The 21278-nt window shown below is 72.4% G+C and carries 21 protein-coding genes; 10 read left to right on the plus strand and 11 right to left on the minus strand.

The window, feature by feature from the left end:
* Positions 1 to 61: 61 nt before the first annotated feature.
* Positions 62 to 439 carry a transposase gene (locus tag ABZ793_RS23370; RefSeq protein ID WP_357460752.1) on the minus strand — a complete coding sequence of 126 codons (378 nt, stop codon included), beginning with the start codon at positions 437 to 439 and terminating at the stop codon, positions 62 to 64.
* 11 nt (positions 440 to 450) lie between these two features.
* Positions 451 to 828 carry a transposase gene (locus ABZ793_RS23375; protein WP_357460932.1) on the minus strand — a complete coding sequence of 126 codons (378 nt, stop codon included), beginning with the start codon at positions 826 to 828 and terminating at the stop codon, positions 451 to 453.
* Positions 829 to 1116: 288 nt separating this feature from the next.
* Between ABZ793_RS23375 and ABZ793_RS23380 the strand changes: the two genes are divergently transcribed.
* The 5 genes from ABZ793_RS23380 (at position 1117) to ABZ793_RS23400 (ending at position 7172) form a co-directional block, all read left to right on the plus strand.
* Complete coding sequence (locus ABZ793_RS23380; RefSeq protein WP_357460754.1) at positions 1117 to 2007, plus strand: helix-turn-helix transcriptional regulator; 891 nt, start codon at positions 1117 to 1119, stop codon at positions 2005 to 2007.
* Between the two features lie 477 nt (positions 2008 to 2484).
* Positions 2485 to 3528 carry an NAD(P)-dependent alcohol dehydrogenase gene (locus tag ABZ793_RS23385; RefSeq protein ID WP_357460935.1) on the plus strand — a complete coding sequence of 348 codons (1044 nt, stop codon included), beginning with the start codon at positions 2485 to 2487 and terminating at the stop codon, positions 3526 to 3528.
* 349 nt (positions 3529 to 3877) lie between these two features.
* Positions 3878 to 4747, plus strand: coding sequence for a PhzF family phenazine biosynthesis isomerase (locus tag ABZ793_RS23390; protein ID WP_357460756.1), 870 nt, complete (start codon positions 3878 to 3880; stop codon positions 4745 to 4747).
* A gap of 778 nt (positions 4748 to 5525) precedes the next feature.
* On the plus strand, positions 5526 to 6596 hold the full coding sequence (locus tag ABZ793_RS23395) for an FUSC family protein (protein ID WP_357460759.1): 1071 nt from the start codon (positions 5526 to 5528) through the stop codon (positions 6594 to 6596).
* A 279-nt stretch (positions 6597 to 6875) separates the two neighbouring features.
* Positions 6876 to 7172: a GYD domain-containing protein gene (locus ABZ793_RS23400; protein WP_357460762.1), complete on the plus strand. Its 297-nt coding sequence runs from the start codon at positions 6876 to 6878 to the stop codon at positions 7170 to 7172.
* A 317-nt stretch (positions 7173 to 7489) separates the two neighbouring features.
* Here ABZ793_RS23400 and ABZ793_RS23405 read toward each other — a convergent pair whose 3' ends face one another.
* The 9 genes from ABZ793_RS23405 to ABZ793_RS23445 are packed head-to-tail and all read right to left on the minus strand — an operon-like array spanning position 7490 to position 16205.
* A complete protein-coding gene (locus ABZ793_RS23405; RefSeq protein ID WP_357460764.1) occupies positions 7490 to 9241 on the minus strand; it encodes a ubiquinol-cytochrome c reductase cytochrome b subunit in 1752 nt (583 codons plus the stop codon).
* The gene (locus ABZ793_RS23410) at positions 9238 to 10101 is read right to left on the minus strand and encodes a Rieske 2Fe-2S domain-containing protein (protein ID WP_357460767.1); all 864 of its coding nucleotides are present in this window, start codon (positions 10099 to 10101) and stop codon (positions 9238 to 9240) included. Before ABZ793_RS23410 ends, ABZ793_RS23405 begins: the two co-directional genes overlap by 4 nt.
* A complete protein-coding gene (locus tag ABZ793_RS23415; RefSeq protein WP_357460769.1) occupies positions 10098 to 10988 on the minus strand; it encodes a c-type cytochrome in 891 nt (296 codons plus the stop codon). Before ABZ793_RS23415 ends, ABZ793_RS23410 begins: the two co-directional genes overlap by 4 nt.
* A 4-nt stretch (positions 10989 to 10992) precedes the next feature.
* The gene (locus ABZ793_RS23420; protein ID WP_357460771.1) at positions 10993 to 11382 is read right to left on the minus strand and encodes a c-type cytochrome; all 390 of its coding nucleotides are present in this window, start codon (positions 11380 to 11382) and stop codon (positions 10993 to 10995) included.
* Positions 11379 to 12269, minus strand: a complete 891-nt coding sequence (locus tag ABZ793_RS23425; protein ID WP_357460773.1) for a cytochrome c oxidase assembly protein — start codon at positions 12267 to 12269, stop codon at positions 11379 to 11381. The genes ABZ793_RS23420 and ABZ793_RS23425 overlap by 4 nt, the downstream gene beginning before the upstream one ends.
* Positions 12269 to 12655: a hypothetical protein gene (locus ABZ793_RS23430; RefSeq protein WP_357460775.1), complete on the minus strand. Its 387-nt coding sequence runs from the start codon at positions 12653 to 12655 to the stop codon at positions 12269 to 12271. Before ABZ793_RS23430 ends, ABZ793_RS23425 begins: the two co-directional genes overlap by 1 nt.
* On the minus strand, positions 12655 to 13284 hold the full coding sequence (locus ABZ793_RS23435) for a heme-copper oxidase subunit III (RefSeq protein WP_357460778.1): 630 nt from the start codon (positions 13282 to 13284) through the stop codon (positions 12655 to 12657). The genes ABZ793_RS23430 and ABZ793_RS23435 overlap by 1 nt, the downstream gene beginning before the upstream one ends.
* Positions 13281 to 15209: a cytochrome c oxidase subunit I gene (ctaD, locus tag ABZ793_RS23440; RefSeq protein WP_357460781.1), complete on the minus strand. Its 1929-nt coding sequence runs from the start codon at positions 15207 to 15209 to the stop codon at positions 13281 to 13283. Before ctaD ends, ABZ793_RS23435 begins: the two co-directional genes overlap by 4 nt.
* A gap of 21 nt (positions 15210 to 15230) precedes the next feature.
* A complete protein-coding gene (locus tag ABZ793_RS23445) occupies positions 15231 to 16205 on the minus strand; it encodes a cytochrome c oxidase subunit II (RefSeq protein WP_357460784.1) in 975 nt (324 codons plus the stop codon).
* 202 nt (positions 16206 to 16407) lie between these two features.
* Here ABZ793_RS23445 and ccsA point away from each other — a divergent pair, with 202 nt between their 5' ends.
* The 5 genes from ccsA to ABZ793_RS23470 are packed head-to-tail and all read left to right on the plus strand — an operon-like array spanning position 16408 to position 20929.
* Entirely contained in the window at positions 16408 to 17169 is a 762-nt protein-coding gene (gene ccsA / locus ABZ793_RS23450) for a cytochrome c biogenesis protein CcsA (RefSeq protein WP_357460787.1), read from the plus strand.
* Positions 17166 to 17573, plus strand: coding sequence for a cytochrome c maturation protein CcmE (locus ABZ793_RS23455; RefSeq protein ID WP_357460790.1), 408 nt, complete (start codon positions 17166 to 17168; stop codon positions 17571 to 17573). Before ccsA ends, ABZ793_RS23455 begins: the two co-directional genes overlap by 4 nt.
* Entirely contained in the window at positions 17563 to 19509 is a 1947-nt protein-coding gene (locus ABZ793_RS23460) for a cytochrome c-type biogenesis CcmF C-terminal domain-containing protein (RefSeq protein WP_357460793.1), read from the plus strand. The genes ABZ793_RS23455 and ABZ793_RS23460 overlap by 11 nt, the downstream gene beginning before the upstream one ends.
* Positions 19506 to 20045 (plus strand): redoxin domain-containing protein, encoded by a 540-nt coding sequence (locus ABZ793_RS23465; RefSeq protein ID WP_357460795.1) that lies wholly within the window; start codon positions 19506 to 19508, stop codon positions 20043 to 20045. Before ABZ793_RS23460 ends, ABZ793_RS23465 begins: the two co-directional genes overlap by 4 nt.
* Complete coding sequence (locus ABZ793_RS23470) at positions 20042 to 20929, plus strand: cytochrome c-type biogenesis protein CcmH (RefSeq protein WP_357460799.1); 888 nt, start codon at positions 20042 to 20044, stop codon at positions 20927 to 20929. The genes ABZ793_RS23465 and ABZ793_RS23470 overlap by 4 nt, the downstream gene beginning before the upstream one ends.
* Positions 20930 to 21278: the final 349 nt, after the last annotated feature.

Here is a 21278-nt window from a genome sequence, read left to right on the forward strand (position 1 = left end):
ACGCAAAGAACATCGATCCACCGAACCCCGTGAACACCACCCATGAGCAGGCCCTAACCTGCTAACCAGCCCTCCGCGTTACCGGGGGAACCTCAATCCGGGCGTGAATCCTGGCGACCTTGAGTCGGGCTTTGGCCCGGTTGGCCGAGCCTTTCTCCTTGCGGGCCAGGTCCCGCTGGGCCTTGGCGAGTTTCCGCCGGTCGGCTCGCTCGTGGCGGGGGTTGGTGACCTTTTCCCCGGTGGACAGGGTCACCAGGCTGGTCAGGCCCGCGTCGACGCCGACCGCCGTGTCAACCGGTGGGAGTGGCTGGATGGTCGGGTCCTCGACGAGCAGGGACATGAACCAGCGGCCGGCCGCGTCTCGGGACACGGTGACGGTGGACGGTACGGCGCCGTCGGGCAGCGGACGCGACCACACAATGTCCAGCGGGGCGTCCATCTTCGCGAGAGTCAGTTTCCCGTCCGCCAGCGGAACGCCGACCGGGTGTACTCGGCGCTGGCCCGGGACTTCCTCTTGGACTTGAAACGGGGGTATCGGGCGCGTTTGGCGAAGAATGCCGTGTAGGCGGCGTGCAGATGCCGCAGCGCTTGTTGCAGCGGAACGCTGGACACCTCGTTGAGGAACGCCAACTCCTCCGTGCGTTTCCATTCGGTCAGGGCCGCCGACGATGCGGCGTAGCTGATCGAGTGGCGTTCCGTGGCGTATGCGCGGGTCCGCATCTCGAGGGCTTTGTTGTAGACCAGACGTACGCACCCGAAGGTGCGGTGGAGTTGTTCGGCCTGCTCACCGGTGGGATAGAAGCGGTACTTGTACGCCCGCTTCACCATCCCGCCCACTTTTCACATTCTAGCGGTCCACTGTGTTACACGATCATTGAGGGGAGGCAGCGGCGTTTCCTCCCGGCCCTGAACGGCCGGGTTTCCACGCCGCAACTCTGATGATGCCGCCATCCGGGCGTGCTGCCCGCCCGGGGCCACGACAGCCGCTCCCACTGGGCGCGGCGGTGCGTTCATCGCCATCCAGCGAACCCCGGCAGCGCCCGCTCAGGGAGTTTCTCCTGGAAGGTGTACTGACAGGGCACCCCATTGGCTGGCCGTGACACGTACGGTCGAGACGTGGACAACCGCACGGAGGTCCGCGAGTTCCTCGTCTCGCGGCGCGCCAAGATCAGCCCGGAGCAGGCCGGCCTGCCCGCCGGCACCAGGCGGCGGGTCCCGGGACTACGCCGCAGCGAAGTCGCGTCGCTCGCCGGCGTGAGCATCGAGTACTACTCGAAACTCGAACGAGGCTCCATCGCCGGAGTGTCGCCTGGTGTGCTGAACGCCATCGCACGGGCGCTCCAACTCGACGACGCAGAGCGGGCGCACCTGTTCGACCTCGCCCGAGCCGCGGAGGGCAGCAGCGCCCTCATGCGGCCCCGGCGCCGCACCGCGCGGCAGTGGTCGGCGCGCCCCAGCCTGCAATGGACCCTCGACGCGGTGACCCAGGGCCCCGCGTTCGTGCGCAACGGCCGCATGGACCTGCTCGCCGCGAACCGGCTCGCCCGCGCGTTCTACGCCGACGTGTACGCCGATCCGCAGCGCCCCGCCAACATCGCGCGGTTCACCTTCCTGGACGAGAAGGCGCACCGCTTCTACCCGGAATGGGATCTCGCCGCCGACGTCTGCGTCGCCATCCTCCGTACGGAAGCGGGCCGCGACCCCCACGACAAGGACCTCCACGACCTCGTGGGAGAGCTCTCGACCCGCAGTGGCGAGTTCCGGGAACGCTGGGGAGCCCACAACGTGAGGCACCATGGCACCGGCGCCAAAACGTTCCGCCACCACATCGTCGGCGACCTGACCCTCGCCTACGAAGGGCTGGAGATGGCCGCGGAGCCCGGCCTCACCCTCACGATCTACACCGCCGAGCCCGGCTCCCCATCCGAGGACGCGCTACGCCTGCTCGCCTCCTGGGCCGCCTCCCAGGAAGCGGACGCCGACACACAGGCCGCTTTCACGGATTGACGCCACGGTCGACCGCGTCCCCGGCCTGACCTGTCCGCGTGGTCCGCCCTGGCCACCCCGCCTGATCCCGATGCCGGTGACTTGGGCAGAAGCGCCGCTCGGGACATGGGTACCGGCAGGCCGCGCATCGGCGGCTCTGCGAAGCCCCGCCTGCACAGGGGTGATCCTGGCTCGCCACGAGGCGAGGAACCTCGCGGACCTCGGTGCGATTGTCCGCGTTCCGGCGTACCTCCTGCGGCTCGCCGTGGGGTGCCCTGGCAGTACACCTTCCATCAGAGACTCCCCGGCAGGTCACAGACGAGGTTTCCTGGATGGCGATGAACGCGCCGAGCAGCGGGCCGCCGCCTGAGCCCGCATAATGCGGCACCAGCGCCATCCCGCGCGACGGCGGCGCCCCGACGCCCTGCTCGGGCGGGTGCCCGTAAGCGCAACCGGCCGCGCCGCGACCAAGCCTCGTCACGAAGAACAGGAGCAACCATCATGCGTGTTCACGCCTACGCAGCACCCAGCCCGTCCGAGCCGCTGACCCCCACGATCATCGAGCGGCGTGACGTCGGTCCCAACGACGTGCTCATCGAGATCACGTACGCGGGCATCTGCCACTCCGACATCCACACCGTTCGCGGTGACTGGGGACCCCAGCCCTACCCGCTGGTGCCCGGCCACGAGATCGTCGGCATCGTCACCGAGGTGGGCCCCGAGGTCACCCGGCACCAGGTCGGGGACCGGGTCGGGGTCGGCTGCATGGTGAACGCCTGCCGGGACTGCGTGAACTGCCGCACCGGCGACGAGCAGTACTGCGTCAACGGCATGCTGCCCACCTACGGCGGGGTCGACCGGGACGGCACCGTCACCCAGGGCGGCTACGCCACCCACGTCGTGGTCGATGCCGATTTTGTCCTGTCGGTGCCGGAGGGAATCGACTTCGCGGCCGCCGCGCCGCTGCTGTGTGCGGGCATCACCACCTACTCGCCGCTGCGCCGCTGGGGCGCTGGCCCGGGCAAGAAGGTCGCCATCGTCGGCCTCGGCGGGCTGGGGCACCTGGCAGTCAAGATCGCCCACGCCCTGGGTGCCAAGGTGACCGTGCTGTCCCAGTCGCTGAAGAAGCAGGAGGACGGACTCCGTCTGGGCGCCGACCACTACCACGCCACCAGCGACCCGGACACCTTCCAGCAGCTCGCCGGCCGGTTCGACCTGATCATCAACACGGTCAGCGCCTCCATCGACGTCGACGCCTACCTGAACCTGCTCGCCGTCGACGGCACCCTCGTCAACGTCGGCGCCCCCGCCGAGCCGCTGACCCTCAACGTCTTCTCCCTCATCGGCGCTCGACGCTCCTACGCCGGCTCGATGATCGGCGGCATCCGCGAGACCCAGGAGATGCTCGACTTCTGCGCCGAACACCGCATCGGCGCCGACGTCGAACTCATCTCCGCCGACAAGATCAACGACGCCTACGAACGCGTCCTCGCCTCCGACGTCCGCTATCGGTTCGTCATCGACACCGCCACCCTCGGCTGACCCGAGGTTCCCTGACCGGCTCCGCTCGGGCGGCCCGCGGCCGAGCGGAGCCACGGTCCCGAGGACAACGCTGAGCAACAGCCCGTCAGCGGCGGAGAAGGCGAATGACCGCGAGGCGGTACCGTGTCGGAAACGTAACGCTGGGGAAGGCGGGCGGAATCGACGTGCAGGACCGACCGGCCGAGCTGCCAATGGCCCGCATCGTCGAGCAGCGACCAGATACCGCGTACGCCCCCAGCGTGCTCGGGCACGACGCCTACCAGGCGCTGTGCCCGCTTGTACGCTGGTCCGACGACTGGGCGGGCGCCCTCGCCGGCCACGCGGCATCTACCGACAAAGGGATGCCGGCATGACCGGCTTCTCCCGCCGCGACGTGACGATCGTCGACGCCTGCACGCTCGGGGGACAAGGCGGCAGCCCCACCGCCGTGCTGATCGACGACCCGGCACTCGACGATGGCGCGCGCCGCGTGGCAGTTCGCGACGCAGGTACCTCACACGCGGCGTTCGTGGACACCGGTACGGACATTGTCCGGTTCTTCACCACGCATGGCGAGCTCACCAACTGCGGGCACGGCACCGTGGCCGCCCAGGCGTTCCTGCTGCGCCGTCGCGGCTCAGCGGAGCATTACGGGCACCAGCGGACCGGTGGCCGCATCTTCGAGACCACGGCGGTCGAGCGCGACGACGGCATCGAGGTGTGGTTCGACCAGGGCCTCATCGGTCTTCAGGACGGCGCTCCCGCGGGCCTCGACGGGGTCCTCGGCGCCCTCGGTGTCGGGGCGGACGCCATCGCCGCGGACGACACCCCGAGCGTCGCGTCGCCGGGAACGCCGCGACTGCTCGTGCCCGTCAAGACGGCGTCGATCCTGCGCTCCCTGCGACCGGATCTGCCCCGGCTCGCCGCTGAATGCCGCCGCCTCGGTTATCTCGGCTGCTTTGCCTACGCGATGTCTCCGGTCGACGGCAGGGCGGTGGCGCGCATGTTCGCGCCCGCCATCGGAGTCGGCGAGGATGTCGTCAACGCCAACAGCAGCGGATGCCTCGCCGCGCACCTTCATGTGACACATGGCCGGAGCATCGTCGAGGTCGAACAGGGACACTCGGCCGGGCGCCCGTCCCTGGTGTTCGCCACCGCGACGACCACCCCGGAGGGCATCTTGACCCGGGTCGGCGGAACGGCCGTTGTCCGAAGCGGAGTCGAGGGCACGGCGGCCTGACGCTCTGTCCTGGATGGCGCCCTGACGCGAGCCAGTGGTGTCCGGGTCGTCCAGGCCTCGGACCGGCGCCTGATCGTTGGGCTACCCCTGCGCCTGTCGCCATCCGAGCTGGCTACCACCCAACCGCAACGCTGCCTAACAGTGCGCCGTGAGCTCCCACCGTCAATCGCGGGCTGCTCGTCGCGGTCGTCACCGTCGCGGGACAGCGCAACTTTGATCTGACGGCATAGCCGTCAATGACCCAGACAGCGCGGCTTGTGCGACGGCTTGCCGGAAATGGGGGGATGTCGATGGCTCCGGTGGAGCCGGGGCGTTCAGGTAGCTCGCCGCTCGCCGGCTGGCTCCGCGCCGCCGGTACTCGGCGTCAGCAGCGGCCTGCGTCCGGGCACGGCACTTCGTCACGCCCGCACCGTACGATGCCTCGCCGTACGGTGGGCCCGGCATGCCACGCCGTCGAGAGGGTGTGGCATTTCCGTGGCATCCCTCAGGGCCCATCGCTCCAGCGGGGTGGCCGCTCCCATGGGCCCTGGCTTCTCACCGCCCGACGCAGCACTGGTCGCCCCCGTGCGGACGTGGGGCGAGGCGACGGCCAGGGGCACCCAGGTCGGCCAGACGGGCCGATTCGACAGCGGCTCCGCGGGTAGGCTCGGCCATGGCGGACTCCCGACCACAAGCGCGTGACCGCATGCCGCTTGCTTCGCTTGATGCCAGCGCGCGACGGGTCGCGGCCCGCGCATGGCGGCGCGGCGAGAGAGGGGGGCGGCTGCGGCGACGTCAGATGGAGATCATCGCGGTGATCGCGGTGCAGTCTGGTCTCGCCGCGGCGCTGGCGTGGTGGTTGGCGCATGACCTGCTCGGCAATCCGAGTCCTGTCTTCGCGCCCAGCGCGGCGGTCGGCACCATCGTCGCCGCTGTCGGCCAGCGTGCCCGACGTACCGGCATCTTGCTGGCCGGGGTGGGACTTGGGATCGCAATCGGCGACGGTTTGATCTTCCTTATCGGCACCGGCCCGTGGCAGACAGGTGTGGTGGTCTGCCTGGCCGTCGGGTTTGCGCTGGGCATCGCCGGAGGCGCCGGAACGCTGGTCAGCCAGGTCGCCGGCACGGCGGTGCTGATCGCGACGTTGTCCCCGAGCGACCGGAACCTCGAGGTGCCCAGGATCGTTGACGCGGTCGCCGGCAGCCTGGTCGGCCTCGTGGTGGTCGCGCTGTTGCTGCCCCTCAACCCGATCAGAGTGCTCAACCGGGCCGCCGCCCCCATCGTGCACACCCTCAACGGCTACCTACGCGGGATCGCCGAGGCGATGCGCGCCCACGACGCCGACCAGGCCCAACAGGCACTGGACGGACTGGGGGCGATGGAGCCGGACGTGCAGCGGCTCCGCGAGGCACTCAGCGGCGCCCAGGAAGTGGTGACCATCGCCCCGGTCCGGTGGAACCGACGCACGGAGTTCGAACGGTACGCCCGAGCCGTCAACTGCATGTACTGGGTCATCGGCGACAGCCGGGACCTCGCCCGCCGAGCGGCGATCCTCATCCGCCACCAGGAACCGCTGCCCGCGGCACTGCCCGACGCCGTCGACACCCTGTCCGACGCGATACGGCAACTACAGCAGGACTGTCCCCGTGGACGTTCCCTCGATGCCGCGCGGCACCGGGCCGTCCAGGCCGCTGAGCAAGCAGGACAAGCCCAACGCGAGGGCGTGCGAACCTACGGCAACGCCGTCGTGACACAGGTACGCGTCGCCGCCGGCGATCTGCTCCGCGCCACCGGCTGCTCCAGCGACGACGCCGCTCGCGTGATCCGCGACGCGGCGCGCCGCGGCGAAGCTACTGAAGAGGGCATCTGATCCGCGTAGTGGCTGATTCATTTCGGCCGTTGCGGTGGGGTTGGTTCGTGGGCGTGCAGCGGCGTGGATACCGGTCGGACTTGTCGGGTCGCCGTCGCTGGATGTACGGCTGTCGGCGGGAGGCCGCTGAGCGGGGTGCGCCAGAGGTGAGAGTTGCCGGAGGGGATCCGCCCACCGGACGACGAGGGCACTCGTTCTGGTGCGCACTTGACGCAGATTCCGGCTGTTATGCCCTGAATTAACCTTACGATGAGGTCTCTTCATGGAGGTGAAGGACCGATGCCAACGTATATCGCGTTGCTGAACTGGACCGATCAGGGGATCCGAGGCTACAAGGACACCGCGAAGCGCGCCGAGGCTTTCGCCGCAGCGACCCAGAATCTCGGGGCGAATCTCCTGAACATTTACTGGACCGTCGGTCCGTACGACGTCGTGGCCCTCGTCGAGGCGCCCGACGACGAAACCGCCGCCGCAGCGCTCCTGCATCTCGGCGGGGCGGGCAACGTCCGTACCACGACCCTACGGGCCTTCGGTCGAGAGGAGATGGACCGCATCATCGCCAAAGCCGCTGGCTAAGGCCGTCCACACACTGCCATACGACGGGCCGCCACACCTGCAGCGCAAGGGCGGCGTCGAGCGCGGTAAACACCGGCCGGTGTCGACGGCGCTTCCGCCGCGCCCGGGCCGGCCGCCCGTCTCCAGTGCTACGAAGCCGCCGTGCACGTCGCCGCCATCAACGGGTGGCTGTGACGGACTTCGACACAGCCCGAGGCGTGGGTGGCCAGGATGGTGGTGCGCAGGCCGACGACCGCGGTGACGTGGAGCAGAACCGCCTTGACCGCCACCGAGACAAGTCCCGTGCGGTCCCCGCAGTTCCGTCATCGCCGTACCGGTCAGTCCGACGGCCCCGACCGCCCGTCCGGCCGGTCGCCGTCCGGGCCGGGACGGTCCGGTCTGCGCTCCCGCCGCCGCTGGGCCAGGGCCGTCACCAGCAGGGACACCCCGAGCGCGGCGTCGCCCCAGCGGCGCAGCGCGGACCGGAGGCCGGGAACCGGCAGCGGGGGCCCGGGAACGACGACGCGGTCCACCCCCGGGTACGCCAGCCGGGACGCACGGGCCACCTCCTGCTCCGACTCCCCCGACAGGTTGCCGTGGATGGTGACGTCCCGGGCGTCGTCGCGGTAGCGCCAGCGCCACAGGTCACCCTCGGACCACATCTCGATCCGCTCGCCTGGCAGGGGCGCCTGTGCGGCAGGCCCGGGCGGCTGGTGCGCCCCCGCGTCGCCGTCGCGGCGGGGCCCACCGACGGCCCGCCGCAGGTCGGCGCGGGTGAGATCGCCGATCCCGGCGGCGTCGCCGCGGTTCAGGGCCCGCGCCACCAGGTACGCGAGCAGCCCGGCCGCCACGGGCAGCAGCAGGACCAGAACCTGCAGCAGCGAGCGCACGGCATGGGTCGGCACGTCCAGCAGCCGGGCGATGATGTCGTCGCCCGCGGCGACGGTCAGCACCCCGTAGAAGGTGATGGCGGTTACGCCGATGCCGATGCGCGCGGGGTGGTCGCGGGGGCGGTCGAGCAGTTGGTGCGGCCGGCGGTCCTTCGTGCGCAGCCGCTCGGCGAACGGCCAGGCGTACAGGGCGAGGAAGGTCAGCCCGCCCAGCACCACCCCGGGGACGAACGGGGCGGGCACGAGGTACCCGGCGATTCGGATCTCCCACGGCGGGAAGAGGCGCAGCGCCCCGTCGCCGAAGGCGACGTACCAGTCGGGTTGGGCGGGGGCCGTGGCCTCGGCCGGTTCGAACGGTCCGTAGATCCACACCGGGTTGATCTGCACCAGCCCGCCGAGGGCGAACAGCACGGCGAGCACCCAGGCGAACAGGGCCAGCGAGCGCAGGGCGTAGCTGGGCCAGAGCCGGGAGCCGACGACGTTGTGTTCGGTCCGTCCCGGGCCCGGGAACTGGCTGTGCGTCTGCCGCACGATGATCGCCAGGTGGATCGACACCAGCGCGACGAGGACGGCCGGGACCAGCAGCACGTGGCTGACGAACATCCGGGGAATCATCTCGTCGGAGGGAAACTCGCCGCCGAGAGCCAGGAACGCCAGCCACGGCCCGACCAGCGGGACGGACTCCGTCACCGAGACGAGGATCCGCAGGCCCATGCCGGAGAGCAGATCGTCCGGCAACGAGTAGCCGGTGAAGCCGTTGAACAGGGCCAGGGCCAGCATGGTGACGCCGATCAGCCAGTTGATCTCGCGCGGCTTGCGGTACGCCCCAGTGAAGAAGATCCGGATCAGGTGCACCACGATCGCGGCGACGAAGACCAGCGCCGCCCAGTGGTGTGTCTGCCGGATCAGCAACCCGGCAGACACGTCCCAGCTCAACCGCACCGTCGAGGCGTACGCGGCGGAGGTGGGGACGCCATCCAGCGGCGCGTAGCTGCCCTGGTAGACGCGTTCGGCGGCGCTGGGGTCGAAGAAGAGGGTCAGGTAGACGCCGGTGAGGATCAGCGCGACGAACGAGTAGAGCGCGATCTCGCCCAGCATGAACGACCAGTGGTCGGGGAACACCTTGGCCAGGGCTTTGCGGGCGACGGGAGACAGCCGCAGCCGGTCGTCGAGGGCGCGGGCGAACCGGTCGACGATCACGGCCGGCCCCAGAAGCCGGCGCCGGGTGGGGCGGTGAAGTCACCGGTGGCGCGCAGGTGGCCGTCCGGACCGACCTCGATCGGCAACCCGGGCAGCGCTCGGGCGGCCGGGCCGGACACCGGACGGGCCGCGGCGAGCAGGTCGAACGAGGACTGGTGGCAGGGGCAGAGCAGTTGGGCGGTACCTGCCAGGTAGAGGCGGACCGGGCAGCCGGCGTGTGTGCACAGCAGCGAGTAGACGACCAAGCCGTCGAGGTGACCGCCGGCCGGTGGCCGGGTGAAGCGTCGCGGGTCGAGGCGGACGGCGAAGGCGGGCCCGTCACCGGTTTCGACGTCGTCTTCCGGGAAGACCGCGACCATCGTGTCCGCCGGCACGTCCTCGGGGCGTAACAGTCGCCCCTCGCGGGTCACCAGCCGCACACCGGAGCCCCAGGGCGTGTCCTTCCGTGCCGTCACCGGGCGGGCGCGGTCGAACGGCAGCAGGGAGCGCAGCGGGAAGAGCGCGGTGACGCCGAGGGCGGCCAGCGCCAGCCCGAGCGCGGCGAGCGGGCCACGGCGGCGCAGCGGGCTGTCCTCGGCCGTGAGCTCCGCCGCCGCCAGCGCCTGCGTGCGCGGGGGCGGGGTGAAGCCGGCGTGCTCCTCGACGTAGCCGCCGGACGGCACGAGCCGCCGCCCCCAGACCGCGAGCCCCACGGCCAGACCGGCGAAGGCCACCGCGAGCGAGACGCCCTCCCACTGCGTCTGGCCGCCGAGGACGTAGGTCACCGCGAAGCCGGCCGCTCCGGCGGCGCTGACCAGGAAGGCCGCGACGATGCGGCGGGTCACACCCCGGTCGGGCGGCGGTGCACCGCTGTTGCTCACTCGCCAGCCCTCCCGCCCAGCCAGCGCGCTGCCGCGACGAGCAGTCCCAGCACGACGATCCACGCCACGAGTCCCTCAGCCAGCGGGCCCAACCGGCCCAACGGGTTCCCGCCCCGGTCCAGCCGGTCGCTCTGCAACTTCCGCACGTAGGTGACCACGTCGTTGACCTGCTGGTCGCTGAGGAGCTGGCTGGGAAAGACCGGCATCAGACCGGGACCGACCCGTACCGCCTCGGCCACCTGCACCGCGGTCGCGTCGTACAGGGGTGGGGCGATCGATCCGTCGGTCAGGTACGCGCCCGCTCCGGTCGCGCCGTGGCAGGGTGCGCAGGTGGCGGCGAAGATGTCCCGGCCGTTGGTGACGCTGCCGGGTGCGACCTGCGGGATCTGCGGGCCGCCGCCGAAGGCGCCGACGTGGCCGACCAGCGCCGCGATCTCGCCGGCCGAGAACACCGGCTCGGCGCGTCGGGGCTGCTGCTGCTCGGTCGAGAGCGGCATCCGGCCGGTGGAGACCTGGAAGTCGACCGAGGCGGGCCCGACACCGATCAGGGAGGGTCCCCGCTGGGCGCCCTGGCCCTGTGGGCCGTGGCAGCTGGCGCAGTGCTGCCGGTAGAGCTCGGCGCCGCGGTCGGCCGGTGCGGACGTGGCCGGTGCGGACGTGGCCGGTGCGGACGTGGCCGGTGCGGACGTGGCCGGTGCGGACGTGGCCGGTGCGGACGTGGCCGGTGCTGGCGTGGCCGGTGCGAACGTGGCCGGTCGGGGGTCGGGCTGCGCCGCGACGCCGGGTCCGGCGGCGAGCGCCAGCACCGCACCGACGGCGAGGGCCCGCCGGGGATGCAGCCGCGCCCTGCGGCCCCGTCCGGCGGTGATCGTTGCTCGTTGGTCCACGGTCTCAGTCCAGGGTGTACAGGTAGGCGGCGATGTCCTGCGCGTCGATCGGGTCGATGCCCAGGTCCGGCATGGCGGTGCCGGGCTCGACCGCCTGTGGGTCGGCGATCCAGCGCCGCAGGTTGTCGGCGTTGTTCGGCAACGCGCCGGCGATGTAGGAGCGGGCGCCGAAGCGGGTCAGGGGCGGGCCGACCAGCCCGTTCGCCCGGTCGATGCCCGGGATCACGTGGCAGGAGCCGCAGCCGTGCTCGACGATGAGCTGTGCGCCGCGCTCGGGGAAGCCGACGCGGACCTCCGGCGGTGGCGGCGGGGCGGTGCTGGCGCAGCCGGGCGCGACGAGCACGACCGGCAACACCAGCAGGACCGGCCACAGCGACCGGATTCTTCGCGTCATCGCGTCCCCGCTCCGGTATGCGTGGTGACGACCGGGCCGCTCGGTTCCGGCGGGGTCACCCGGTCCGGGCGCTGCCGGTGCAGGCGCAGCAGCCAGCGCAGGAAGATGGTCAGCGTCGCGACCAGCACGGCCACGTCCATCGGCGCCCACATCAGCAGGCCCGCCACCTGTTGGTCGGTGAGCGGGTTGGGGCCGAGCGCCTCGGCCGGGTAGACCGGTTGCGGCGCGAAGGTGAGCACCGCGCCCAGCGCCGAGGCCGGCAGCATCGTGGCGATCAGGAGTAGCACCGCGATCGGGGCGGGCAGGCGGTGCTGCGGCGCGCCGAGCACCGGCGCCCACAGCAGCCAGGCAGCGGTGACGAAGCAGAGATGCTCGACGGCGTGCACGAGCGGCTGCTGCAGGGCGGCGACGTAGGGCCCGGGCAGGTGCCAGACCCACAGCACCAGCGTCTGCACCCCACCGGCCAGCGCAGCCGTGGTCACCGGCCGGCGCAGCCACCGGGCGGTGGGGGCGGCCCGGAGCCGGGCCAGTCGTTGCCGTAGCGGCTGCGGGCAGGCGAGGGTCAGCGGCAGCCCGGCGGCGCCTGCGGCGAGCAGCGGCCCGGCGACCAGCAGCAGGGCCATGTGCTGGATCATGTGCCCGGTCAACGACCGCCCGGCCAGGTCGGTCAGCGGAGGGCCCTGCGCGGCGAGCGCGACCAGCACGCCGAGGCCGAAGGTGGCCACCCGCCAGCCCGGCAGGACGCGTCCCGCGCCGCGGCGTGCCCAGAGCTCGTGCACGCCGCGGCCGTAGCCGGCGGCCAGCAGGGCCAGGGTCAGCACGAGCAGGATGTCGAGCAGCCCGGCCACGACGGAGGCCTCCTGCGGCACGCCGCCGGTCGCGGTCATCACTGGCATGGCGCCAGCACCAGCAGGGCGGCCCCGCCCAGGACGATGATGGTCAGGAAGAGCAGGTTCAGCCAGATTCCCACGACGGCGAGCATCCTGGTGCGGGAGACGGACCGGTCCTCGCCGTCCTGGCGGATGCGCCGCCAGGCCAGTCCGGCGGCGAGCAGCGATCCCACGGTGGCCAGGGCCGGCAGCACCACTGCCAGGGTGACGACCAGGTGCAGCGGCACAGCGCCGACGTGCGTGGAGCCGGTGGCGCAGGTGAGTTCGTCGACGCCCCAGGCGACGATCAGGTGTACGGCCCAGGCGAGCGCGCCGCCGAGGACCCCGTACCAGAGCAGCAGCCCACCGGCGAGGCGGGCGCGCTGACCGGGCTGGACGCTCATCACAGCCACGGCGAGAGGTAGACGGTGAACAGGATGGCGGCCCACACCGCGTCGACGAAGTGCCAGTAGATGGCCGTGTTGCGGACCCGGTCGTGGCGGTGGCCCCCAAGGCTGCCGCCGCGCAGCGAGGCGGCGAGCAGCCGGCTCAGCATGGTCAGCCCGACCAGCACGTGCAGGCCGTGGAACCCGGTGATGACGTAGAACAGTGAGCCGTAGACGTTGGTGGTCATGGTGAACTCACGCAGCAGTTCGGCGTACTCGGTGGCCTGCAGGGCCAGGAACGTCAGCCCGAGGAGCAGGGTGGCCGCGACGCCGATGTTCAACCGCCGGCGCTGCCCGGCGCGGATGCCGCGTTCCGCCCAGATCAGGGGCAGGCTGCTGGGCAGCAGCACCGCGGTCATCACCAGCGGGCGCAGCAGCGCCGGCTCGGCGATTCCGTCGGGGGGCCACGGGGAACCGTGCTGGAAGCGCAGGTAGAAGTAGCTGCCGAGCAGGTAGGCGAACAGGGTCGCCTCGGTGGCGACGAACATGACCATTCCCCACCAGCCGATGGAGCGGCCGACCGGCAGTTCCGTGGTCAGCGCCTCGGCGCCGGTGGCCGCCGCGATGCCGCCTCGGGCGGCTCTCATCCGGTCACCCCCGGCTCCGCCGCTGGCCGGCGCGGCGGCCAGAGCCAGACGGCCAGCGTCGCGGCGACGGCCAGCGCGGCGGCGGCGGCGACCGGGTACCAGGCGAACAACATCGCGGTGAAGAAGACGAGCAGTTCCACGGCGACCAGGAGCGGCTGCAGGGAGGCCTCGGGCATCTGGACCGCGCGTTCGCGCCGGCCGTCCAGTTCGCTGGTGATCAGCGTCGTCCGGCCGTCGGCGAGGATCCGGTCACCCGTGGCGCCCGCGCCCATCGACTCCATGCTCCGGGCGTCCCAGGCGGGGTGCAGGCTGTGCACCCGCGGCAGCACCGGGAAGTTGTAGGGCTGTGGTGGTGATGGGGTCGCCCACTCCAGGCTGTCCCCGCCCCACGGATCGGCCGGGGCGGGCCGGCCGCGCCGGATCGCGTGCCCGACCCCGATCAGCACGAGCAGCAGCCCGACCGCGAGGAGGTACGCCCCGGCTGTGCTGACCAGGTTCCACCGCTCCCAGCCCAGTTCTCCGGGATAGGTGTAGACGCGTCGCGGCATGCCCCACAGGCCGTAGAGGTGCATCGGGAAGAACGTGACCTGCATGCCGGTGAACACCAGCCCGAAGGCCCACCGGCCGAGCCGCTCGTGGTACATCCTCCCGGTGATCTTCGGCAGCCAGTAGTAGATGCCGGCGAGGATCGGGAACAGCGCGCCGCCGACGAGCACGTAGTGGAAGTGCGCCACGACGAAGTACGAGTCGGTGATCTGCTGGTCGAAGGCGGTGATCGCGAACATGGTGCCGGTGAAGCCGCCGACCACGAAGGTCACCAGGAATCCGATCACGAACAACATCGGCACCCGGAGGACCAGCCGGCCGAGCAGCATGGTGGCCAGCCAGGCGAAGATCTGGATGCCCGACGGGATGGTGATGACCGTGCTGGCCGCGCTGAAGAAGCTGTAGGACAGCTGCGGCAGCCCGGTGGCGAACATGTGGTGCACCCACACGCCGAAGGAGATGATCGCGATGGACACGATGGAGAGCACGATCAGCGCGTAGCCGACCACGCCCCGGCGGGTGAAGGCCGGCAGCACCGCCGAGACGATGCCCAGTGCCGGCAGCACGATGATGTAGACGTCCGGATGGCCGAAGATCCAGAACAGGTGCTGCCAGAGCAGCACGTTGCCGCCGGCCTCCGGATCGAAGAAGTGGGTGCCGAAGCGGCGGTCGAGGAACAGCATCGCGTTGTCCAGGTTCAACGCGGGCAACGCGAAGATCACCATGAACGCGGTGGCGACGATCGCCCAGACGAACAGCGGCACCCGGTCGAGCGACATGCCGGGGGCGCGCAGCTTCAGCGCGGTGACGATGAAGTTGATCGAGCCGGCGGTGGTGGCGATGCCGAGGAACAGCAGCCCGAGGGTGTAGACGTCGATGTTCATCCCGGGCATGCTCTGCTCACCGGCCAACGGCACGTACGCGAACCAGCCGGCGTTCGGGGCCGCGCCGAAGGGCAGGCTGGCCCACATGAACAGCCCGGCGAAGAGGAAGATCCAGTAGCCGAGCGCGTTCAGCTTCGGAAACGCCATGTCCCGCGAACCGATCATGAGCGGGACCAGGTAGTTGCCGAAGCCGAAGAGCATCGGGGTGGCGAACAGGAAGATCATCGCCGTGCCGTGCATGGTAAACAGCTGGTTGTACTCGTCCGGGGTGAGCAGGGTGGATTCGGGGCGGGCCAGTTGGGTGCGCATGGCCAGCGCGCTGATGCCGGCGAGGGCGAAGAACAGTCCGGCGGTGACCAGGTAGCGCCGCCCGATCTTCTTGTGGTCGACGGTGCCGAACCAGGCGACCAGGGATGGCCGCTCGTCCCAGTGTTGTTGCAGCCGTGCCAGGTCCTCGCGGGTCGCGCCGGTCGGCGGCGCGGCAGCGGTCGACATGTCGTCACCTCCCCCGTGTGGTCACTTCAGCGACTGCAGGTACGCGATGAGGTCCGGCAGCCGGGCGGCGTCGATCGGTTGCGGCGGCATGTAGCTGCCGGGTTTGACGGTCTGCGGGTTGGCGATCCAGCCGCCGAGGTGGCCGGTGTCGTTCGGCACCGCGCCGGCGCCGATGCTCCAGCGGGAACCGACGTCGGACAGGTCGGGACCGGCGCGGCCGTCGGCGCCGGTGCCGCGGATGGCGTGGCAGCCGGCGCAGGTGCCCTGGACGAACGCCTGCCGCCCGCGCTGTTCGGCGTCGGTGCGCGGTTGCCGGGCCGGCGAGCCAAGTCGGGCCAGCCAGGCGTCGAACTGGGGGCGGGGCTCAGCCACCACCAGGAACGCCATGTGCGCGTGCTGGGTGCCGCAGTACTCGGCGCACTGGCCACGGTAGGTGCCCGCCCGCTCGGCCTGCAGCCACGTCTCACGGGTCTCGCCGGCGATCAGGTCGGTCTTGGGCATCAGCTGCGGCACCCAGAAGCTGTGCAGCACGTCCGCGGTCCGCAGCCGCACCCGGACCCGCTCCCCCACCGGGATGTGGAGTTCGTTGGCGGTCGCTCCGTCGATCCCCGGCACCCGCACCTCCCACCACCATTTGTGGCCGGTGACCTCGATGGTCGGCGCCTGCGGCTCCGGGCCGGCGCCGAGCATCGCCAGGTCCCGCAGCCCGACGCCGTAGACCGCGACCAGGATGAGCAGCGGAACGCCGGCGCCGGCGACGGCCACGAAGCGCAGTGGCTGGCCGTGCCGGACCCGGGTCGTCGGTGCGCGGCGGAACAGCAGCGCCCAGGCCAGCAGCGCCATCACCTCGACGAAGACCGCCAGGGCTATCCAGAACAGCAGCCACCAGGTCCGCTCGACGCGCGCGGCGCCGGTCCCCGCGGTATCGAGCGTCGACGGCGCGTCCGTGGCACAGGAGGTCAGGGCGAACAGCGCCGCCAGGGTGCCGAGCGCCATGACGGTGCGACGGTGTGACCGCCGCGCGGTCCCACCGGCCGTCGACGCCGCTGACCTGTCCACCGCCAGGGACGGTAGCGGCACGAACCGCTTTGGGCCGCAATTATGCCAAAAGCCGTCTATCGCCTTCTTTGGGCCGCTAGCCTCCTGTTCGAGCGATAGCCAGCGGAAGCGCCCGGTTCGGGGCGCGGACAGGGAGATCATGCACCAGCGGGTCCTCGATCTCGCCGCGGATACCCCACGGGCCGCCGCCGGCCGCCGCACCCTGGCCTGGATCGCCGGCGGGCTGGCCGCCGCGGCGACCCTGACAGGCGGGTTGGTGGCGCCTGCGGACCAGCTCCAGGGGCAGGCGCAGCGGCTGATGTACCTGCACGTCCCGGCCGCGTGGGTGGCGTACGCCGCCTTCGCGGTCGTCCTGCTCGGCAGCGGCGCCTACCTGCTCAACCGGGATCTGCGGTTCGACCGGCTGGCCCGGTCGGCGGCCGAGATCGGCGTCGTGCTGACCGCCGTCACGATCGCCACCGGCGCCGTCTGGGGCCATCTCGTGTGGGGCACGTGGTGGGCCTGGGATCCGCGGCTGGTGAGCAGCGCCCTGCTGCTGGCGGTGTACGCCGGCTACCTGGCGTTGCGCCGCCTGCTCAGCGAGCGGCACGTCGCGGCGGACAGCGCCGACCATCGGGTCGCCCGCTCGGTGGCCGCCGTCGGCGTTGCCGGGTTCCTGCTGGTACCGGTGGTGCACTTCTCGGTCGTCTGGTGGCGCTCCCTGCACCAACAGGCGACGGTGCTCGCGCCGCAGCGCCCCCCGATCGACCCCCGGATGGGGACGGCTCTGCTGCTCGCGGTCGCCGCCGCGACGGCCGCCGCCCTCTACGTCCTGCTGCGCCGGCTGGCAGCCCTGGAACGCCGGTCCACCCCTGCGGTGCGGCAGGCGACTGCAGCCCGGACGCCGGTCCGGACGGGATGACCCGCCGCATCGGCCGGATCGCAGTCGGCTTGGTCGGCCTCTCCGCCGGTGCCCTGCTGGCGGCCGCCGCCATGCAGGGCACTCTCACCTACTACCGCACCCCGGCGGAGGTGTCCCGGGATCCGGAGGTCCGTCAGGAACGGCTGCGGGTGAGCGGCCAGGTGGTGCCCGGCTCGCTGCGCCGCGCCTCCGATCGGACGGAGTTCCGGCTCGCGGAGGACGGCCACGAGGTCGCCGTGCGGCAGCGCGGTGTGCCGCCGGAGACCTTCCGGGAGGGCGAGGCGGCCGTCGTCGAAGGCCGCTTCTCCGCCGACGGGGTCTTCGACGCGGATCAGGTCGTCGTTCGGCACGGCAACGAGTACCGGCCTCCGACAACCCCGGGAGGGCCGGCGGATGGCCGGTGAGTTCGGCACCGCGAGCCTCGCCGCCGGCCTGGTCACGGCCACCCTCGCCGCCCTGCTCTGGCTGCGCGCCGGGCTGTCCGGCGGGCCGGTCAGGGTGGCGCGCGCCGCGACCGTCGCCAGTTTCCTGGCCGCCGTCCTCGGCGGCGCCGTGCTGGAGTACGCCCTGCTGCGCCACGACTTCAGCGTCCGTTTCGTGGCCGAGAACGGTGGACGGGACGTGCCGGTCTACTACACCGTCACCAGCCTCTGGTCGGCGCTGGACGGCTCGCTGCTGCTGTGGCTGGTCATCCACTGCGCGATCGCCGCGCTGCTGGCAACTCGGGCGTCGCGGCACCCGGCCCGGCTGCACGCGTACGCCATGCTCGTGGTCAGCGCGGTCGGCATGTTCTTCTTCGCGCTGACCTACTTCGCGGCGAACCCGTTCCGGGAGGTGCGGCCGGTGCCGCTCGACGGTCCCGGACCCAACCCACTGCTGCAGCAGCATCCCGCGATGGGAGTGCACCCGCCCCTGCTCTACGTGGGCTACATCGGCCTGGTCGTGCCGTTCGCGTTCGCGCTCGCCGGGCTGCTCGCCGGCCGGGACGGGCACCACTGGCTGCGCGCCGCCCGGCCCTGGGCCCTGGTCGCCTGGTCGGCGCTCACCGCCGGGATCGGGCTCGGCGCCTGGTGGTCCTACGCGGTGCTGGGCTGGGGCGGATACTGGGCCTGGGATCCGGTGGAGAACGCCTCCCTGTTGCCCTGGCTGACCGCCACCGCGCTGCTGCACACGGCGCTCGGCGGCGCGCGGGCGCGGGCGCGGGCGGGTTGGAACGTCGTGCTGGCCTGCGCGAGCTTCCTGCTGGTGCTGCTCGGCACGTTCCTCACCCGCTCCGGCGCGGTGGCCAGCGTGCACGCGTTCACCGAGTCGCCGCTCGGACCGATGCTGCTGGGTTTCGTCGTGCTCGCCGTCGCGGTGTCGACCGTGCTGGTGGGATGGCGGGGCCCGGGCGCGGTCCCGCGGAGCCGCACGCCGGTGCGGTCGCGGGGCGCGGCCGTTCTGGTCAACGGGGTCCTGCTGCTCACCATCGCGGCGATGGTGCTGGTCGGCACGATCTTCCCGCTGCTGTCCGAGTCGCTCGGTGGGATCCGGACGGCCGTCGGCCCCCGCTACTACCAGCGGACCGCGGTGCCGCTGGCCGTCGTGGTGCTCCTGGTGATGGGCGTGGTGCCCGCGGTGGTGTCGGCCCGGCGGGCGGGCGCGCCGCGCCGGCTGGGCGTGCCGTTCGGCGTCGCGCTGGCCGTCGTGGCCGTGCTGGGCTGGGCCGGCCGCCCCGGTGCGCCCGCCCTCGCCGCGTTCGGGGCCGCGGCGTTCGTCCTCGCCGGCGTGGCGGGGCAGGCCGTCCGGGCCGCCCGCGTCGTGACGGCCGCCCCCCGGCTGGGCGCTGCGAGGCTCGGCGGACTGCTGGCGCATGCCGGGATCGCGCTGGTCGCCGTCGGGGTCGCCGGCTCGTCGGCGTACGGCAGCAGCATCGAGCGGGAGATCCGGGTGGGCGAGGCCCTGCGCGTCGGCGGGGTCCAGGTGCGGCTGCTGGAGGTGCGTCGAACGGGCGACACGGATCGGATGGCGGTGACCGCCCGACTCGAGCACGACGGCGGCGGGACACTGGCGCCGGCCCTGCGCTACTTTCCCGCCCACGACACCGCCGTCACCGTTCCGCAGATCCGCACCGGAGTGGTCCGGGACGTCTACGTCACGCTGATCGCCGCCGGCGCGGACGGCGGCAGCGCGACCGTACGGCTCGCGGTGAATCCGCTGGTGGCTCTGCTGTGGGTCGGTGGCGGGCTGACGGCGGCCGGTGGGCTGCTCGCGGTGCCGGCGGCGGTGCGGCGCCGCCCTGCGCCCGGGACCGCCGTCCCGACCGCGGCGGCTGTCACGCGGCCGGAGGTGCGGGTGTGAGCGTGCTCCGCGCGCGGCTGTGGCCGGCGCTGGTGCTGGTGGTCACCGCCGCCGTCGGCGCCGGCCTCGCCGCCGGCCTCGGCACGCCGGACCGGTCGGCGCCGGTCGGCGCCTCGACCGGGGACCTCGCGCCGCCGATCGCCGGCCCGACCCTGGACGGGGGCCGGTTCAACCTTGCCGACGTGCGGGGGCATCCGGTGCTGGTGAACGTGTTCGCGTCCTGGTGCGGGCCCTGCCGCGACGAGCTGCCGCTGCTGGCGGAGGCCGGCCGGCGGGGCGAGCCCGCCGGGTTGCGGATCGTCGGCATCAACCTGCGCGACGGGCCCGACGCGGTACGGGCGTTGCTGCGCGAGACCGGCGCGGAGGCGATGACGGTGGTGCCGGATCCCGACGGCACGCTGGCGATCGGCTGGGGGGTCCGGGGCGTGCCGGAGACCTTCCTGGTGGACCGGGACGGGCGGGTCGTGGACCGGCGCCAGGGCGTGGTCACCCGGCAGTGGCTGGAGCAGCGGCTCGGGCCGCTGCTGGCCCGATGAGGCGGCGTCGGGCCCTCGGCGGCGCCGTGCTGGCCGTCCTGCTGGCCGCGGCGGTCCTCGGAATGGTTCGTGCGGGCCAGCCCGCACCACGGCAGGATCCGGTCCGGTCGGTCGCCGTCGGGTTGCGCTGCCCGTCCTGCCAGGGCGAGTCGGTGGCCGACTCGCGTTCCCCGATCGCCGCCGCCATGCGGCAGGTGGTGGCCGACCAGCTCGCGCGGGGCCGCGACCCTGACGACATCCGGCGCTGGTTCGTGCAGCGCTACGGCGAGGAGGTGCTGGCCGATCCGCCGGTGCGCGGTTCCGGGCTGCTGCTGTGGGTCGTACCAGCGCTGGCGCTGCTCGGCGCCGGGTACGCCGCGGTTCGGACGCTGCGCCCCCGTGCCCGGGGGGCGTCGGCGCCGGCGCCGACGGAACCGGGGCCGAGCGGCGCGGCGGCCCGCCTGGCCTGGCGGGCCGGCTCGCTCGGTCTGGTCGCCGTCGTCGTCGCGGTGGCGGCCGCCGGGGCCCGCCTCGACGGGTCGACCGAGGGCGGCGAGCCACCGGATCCGGCGGCGGTGGCCGTGCTGCTCGCCCGGGACCTGGAGCAGCAGAGCCGCTTCGACGAGGCGGCGGAGCTGTACCGGCAGGCGTTGCGAACCCGTCCCGACGACGGGGTGCGGCTGCGGTTGGGATTCGCGTTGGTCCGCGCCGGCGACACGGCCGGCGCGGAACGGGAGGCCCGGCAGGTGCTGGCGCGCGTCCCCGATTCGCCGGACGCGCTGCTGGTGCTCGGGCTGGCCCAGCGGCGGTCCGACCGGGCCCGGGCCGAGGTGACCCTGCGTCGTTTCCTGACCGCCGCCCCGGACCATCCCGCCGCCGCCGAGATCCGCCGGCTGCTTTCCTGACACCCACCCGTGCCACGCGGCGACCTCGTTCGCCGGCGGCGTCGGCGCCCACCTCGCTCCCCCTGCGCGGGCTCATGCCTTCGGCCAGTCGCCCGTCGACAGAACGGGCATCCCCACGTTCGGACGTGCTCACCCGATCCGGTGAGTGCCGTCGTCACACAGGGACGACGAGCACTTACGACCACCCGGCCGGATGGACTAGACCGGGGTGACGGCTCACCGGAGCTGGTTCCGTGCACCGCGGAGGGGAGCACCAGCAGACGCATCCGCGCGGCGGTGGCATCGACGGCGCCGAGGCGGTCGCGGAGGCGATCCTGTACGAGGGCTACCTGCTCTACCCCTATCGGCG

Source organism: Micromonospora sp. NPDC047465 (genome assembly GCF_040643125.1).
Taxonomy (GTDB): domain Bacteria; phylum Actinomycetota; class Actinomycetes; order Mycobacteriales; family Micromonosporaceae; genus Micromonospora.

What these genes read in the sequence shown, in the direction of transcription:
- ABZ793_RS23370 (WP_357460752.1), bottom strand. Translation starts at nt 439, where the DNA reads ATGGACGCCCCGCTGGACATTGTGTGGTCGCGTCCGCTGCCCGACGGC.
- ABZ793_RS23375 (WP_357460932.1), bottom strand. Translation starts at nt 828, where the DNA reads ATGGTGAAGCGGGCGTACAAGTACCGCTTCTATCCCACCGGTGAGCAG.
- ABZ793_RS23390 (WP_357460756.1), top strand. Translation starts at nt 3,878, where the DNA reads ATGACCGGCTTCTCCCGCCGCGACGTGACGATCGTCGACGCCTGCACG.
- ABZ793_RS23395 (WP_357460759.1), top strand. Translation starts at nt 5,526, where the DNA reads ATGGAGATCATCGCGGTGATCGCGGTGCAGTCTGGTCTCGCCGCGGCG.
- ABZ793_RS23400 (WP_357460762.1), top strand. Translation starts at nt 6,876, where the DNA reads ATGCCAACGTATATCGCGTTGCTGAACTGGACCGATCAGGGGATCCGA.
- ABZ793_RS23420 (WP_357460771.1), bottom strand. Translation starts at nt 11,382, where the DNA reads ATGACGCGAAGAATCCGGTCGCTGTGGCCGGTCCTGCTGGTGTTGCCG.
- ABZ793_RS23425 (WP_357460773.1), bottom strand. Translation starts at nt 12,269, where the DNA reads ATGACCGCGACCGGCGGCGTGCCGCAGGAGGCCTCCGTCGTGGCCGGG.
- ABZ793_RS23430 (WP_357460775.1), bottom strand. Translation starts at nt 12,655, where the DNA reads ATGAGCGTCCAGCCCGGTCAGCGCGCCCGCCTCGCCGGTGGGCTGCTG.
- ABZ793_RS23435 (WP_357460778.1), bottom strand. Translation starts at nt 13,284, where the DNA reads ATGAGAGCCGCCCGAGGCGGCATCGCGGCGGCCACCGGCGCCGAGGCG.
- ctaD (WP_357460781.1), bottom strand. Translation starts at nt 15,209, where the DNA reads ATGTCGACCGCTGCCGCGCCGCCGACCGGCGCGACCCGCGAGGACCTG.
- ABZ793_RS23445 (WP_357460784.1), bottom strand. Translation starts at nt 16,205, where the DNA reads ATGGCGCTCGGCACCCTGGCGGCGCTGTTCGCCCTGACCTCCTGTGCC.
- ccsA (WP_357460787.1), top strand. Translation starts at nt 16,408, where the DNA reads ATGCACCAGCGGGTCCTCGATCTCGCCGCGGATACCCCACGGGCCGCC.
- ABZ793_RS23455 (WP_357460790.1), top strand. Translation starts at nt 17,166, where the DNA reads ATGACCCGCCGCATCGGCCGGATCGCAGTCGGCTTGGTCGGCCTCTCC.
- ABZ793_RS23460 (WP_357460793.1), top strand. Translation starts at nt 17,563, where the DNA reads ATGGCCGGTGAGTTCGGCACCGCGAGCCTCGCCGCCGGCCTGGTCACG.
- ABZ793_RS23470 (WP_357460799.1), top strand. Translation starts at nt 20,042, where the DNA reads ATGAGGCGGCGTCGGGCCCTCGGCGGCGCCGTGCTGGCCGTCCTGCTG.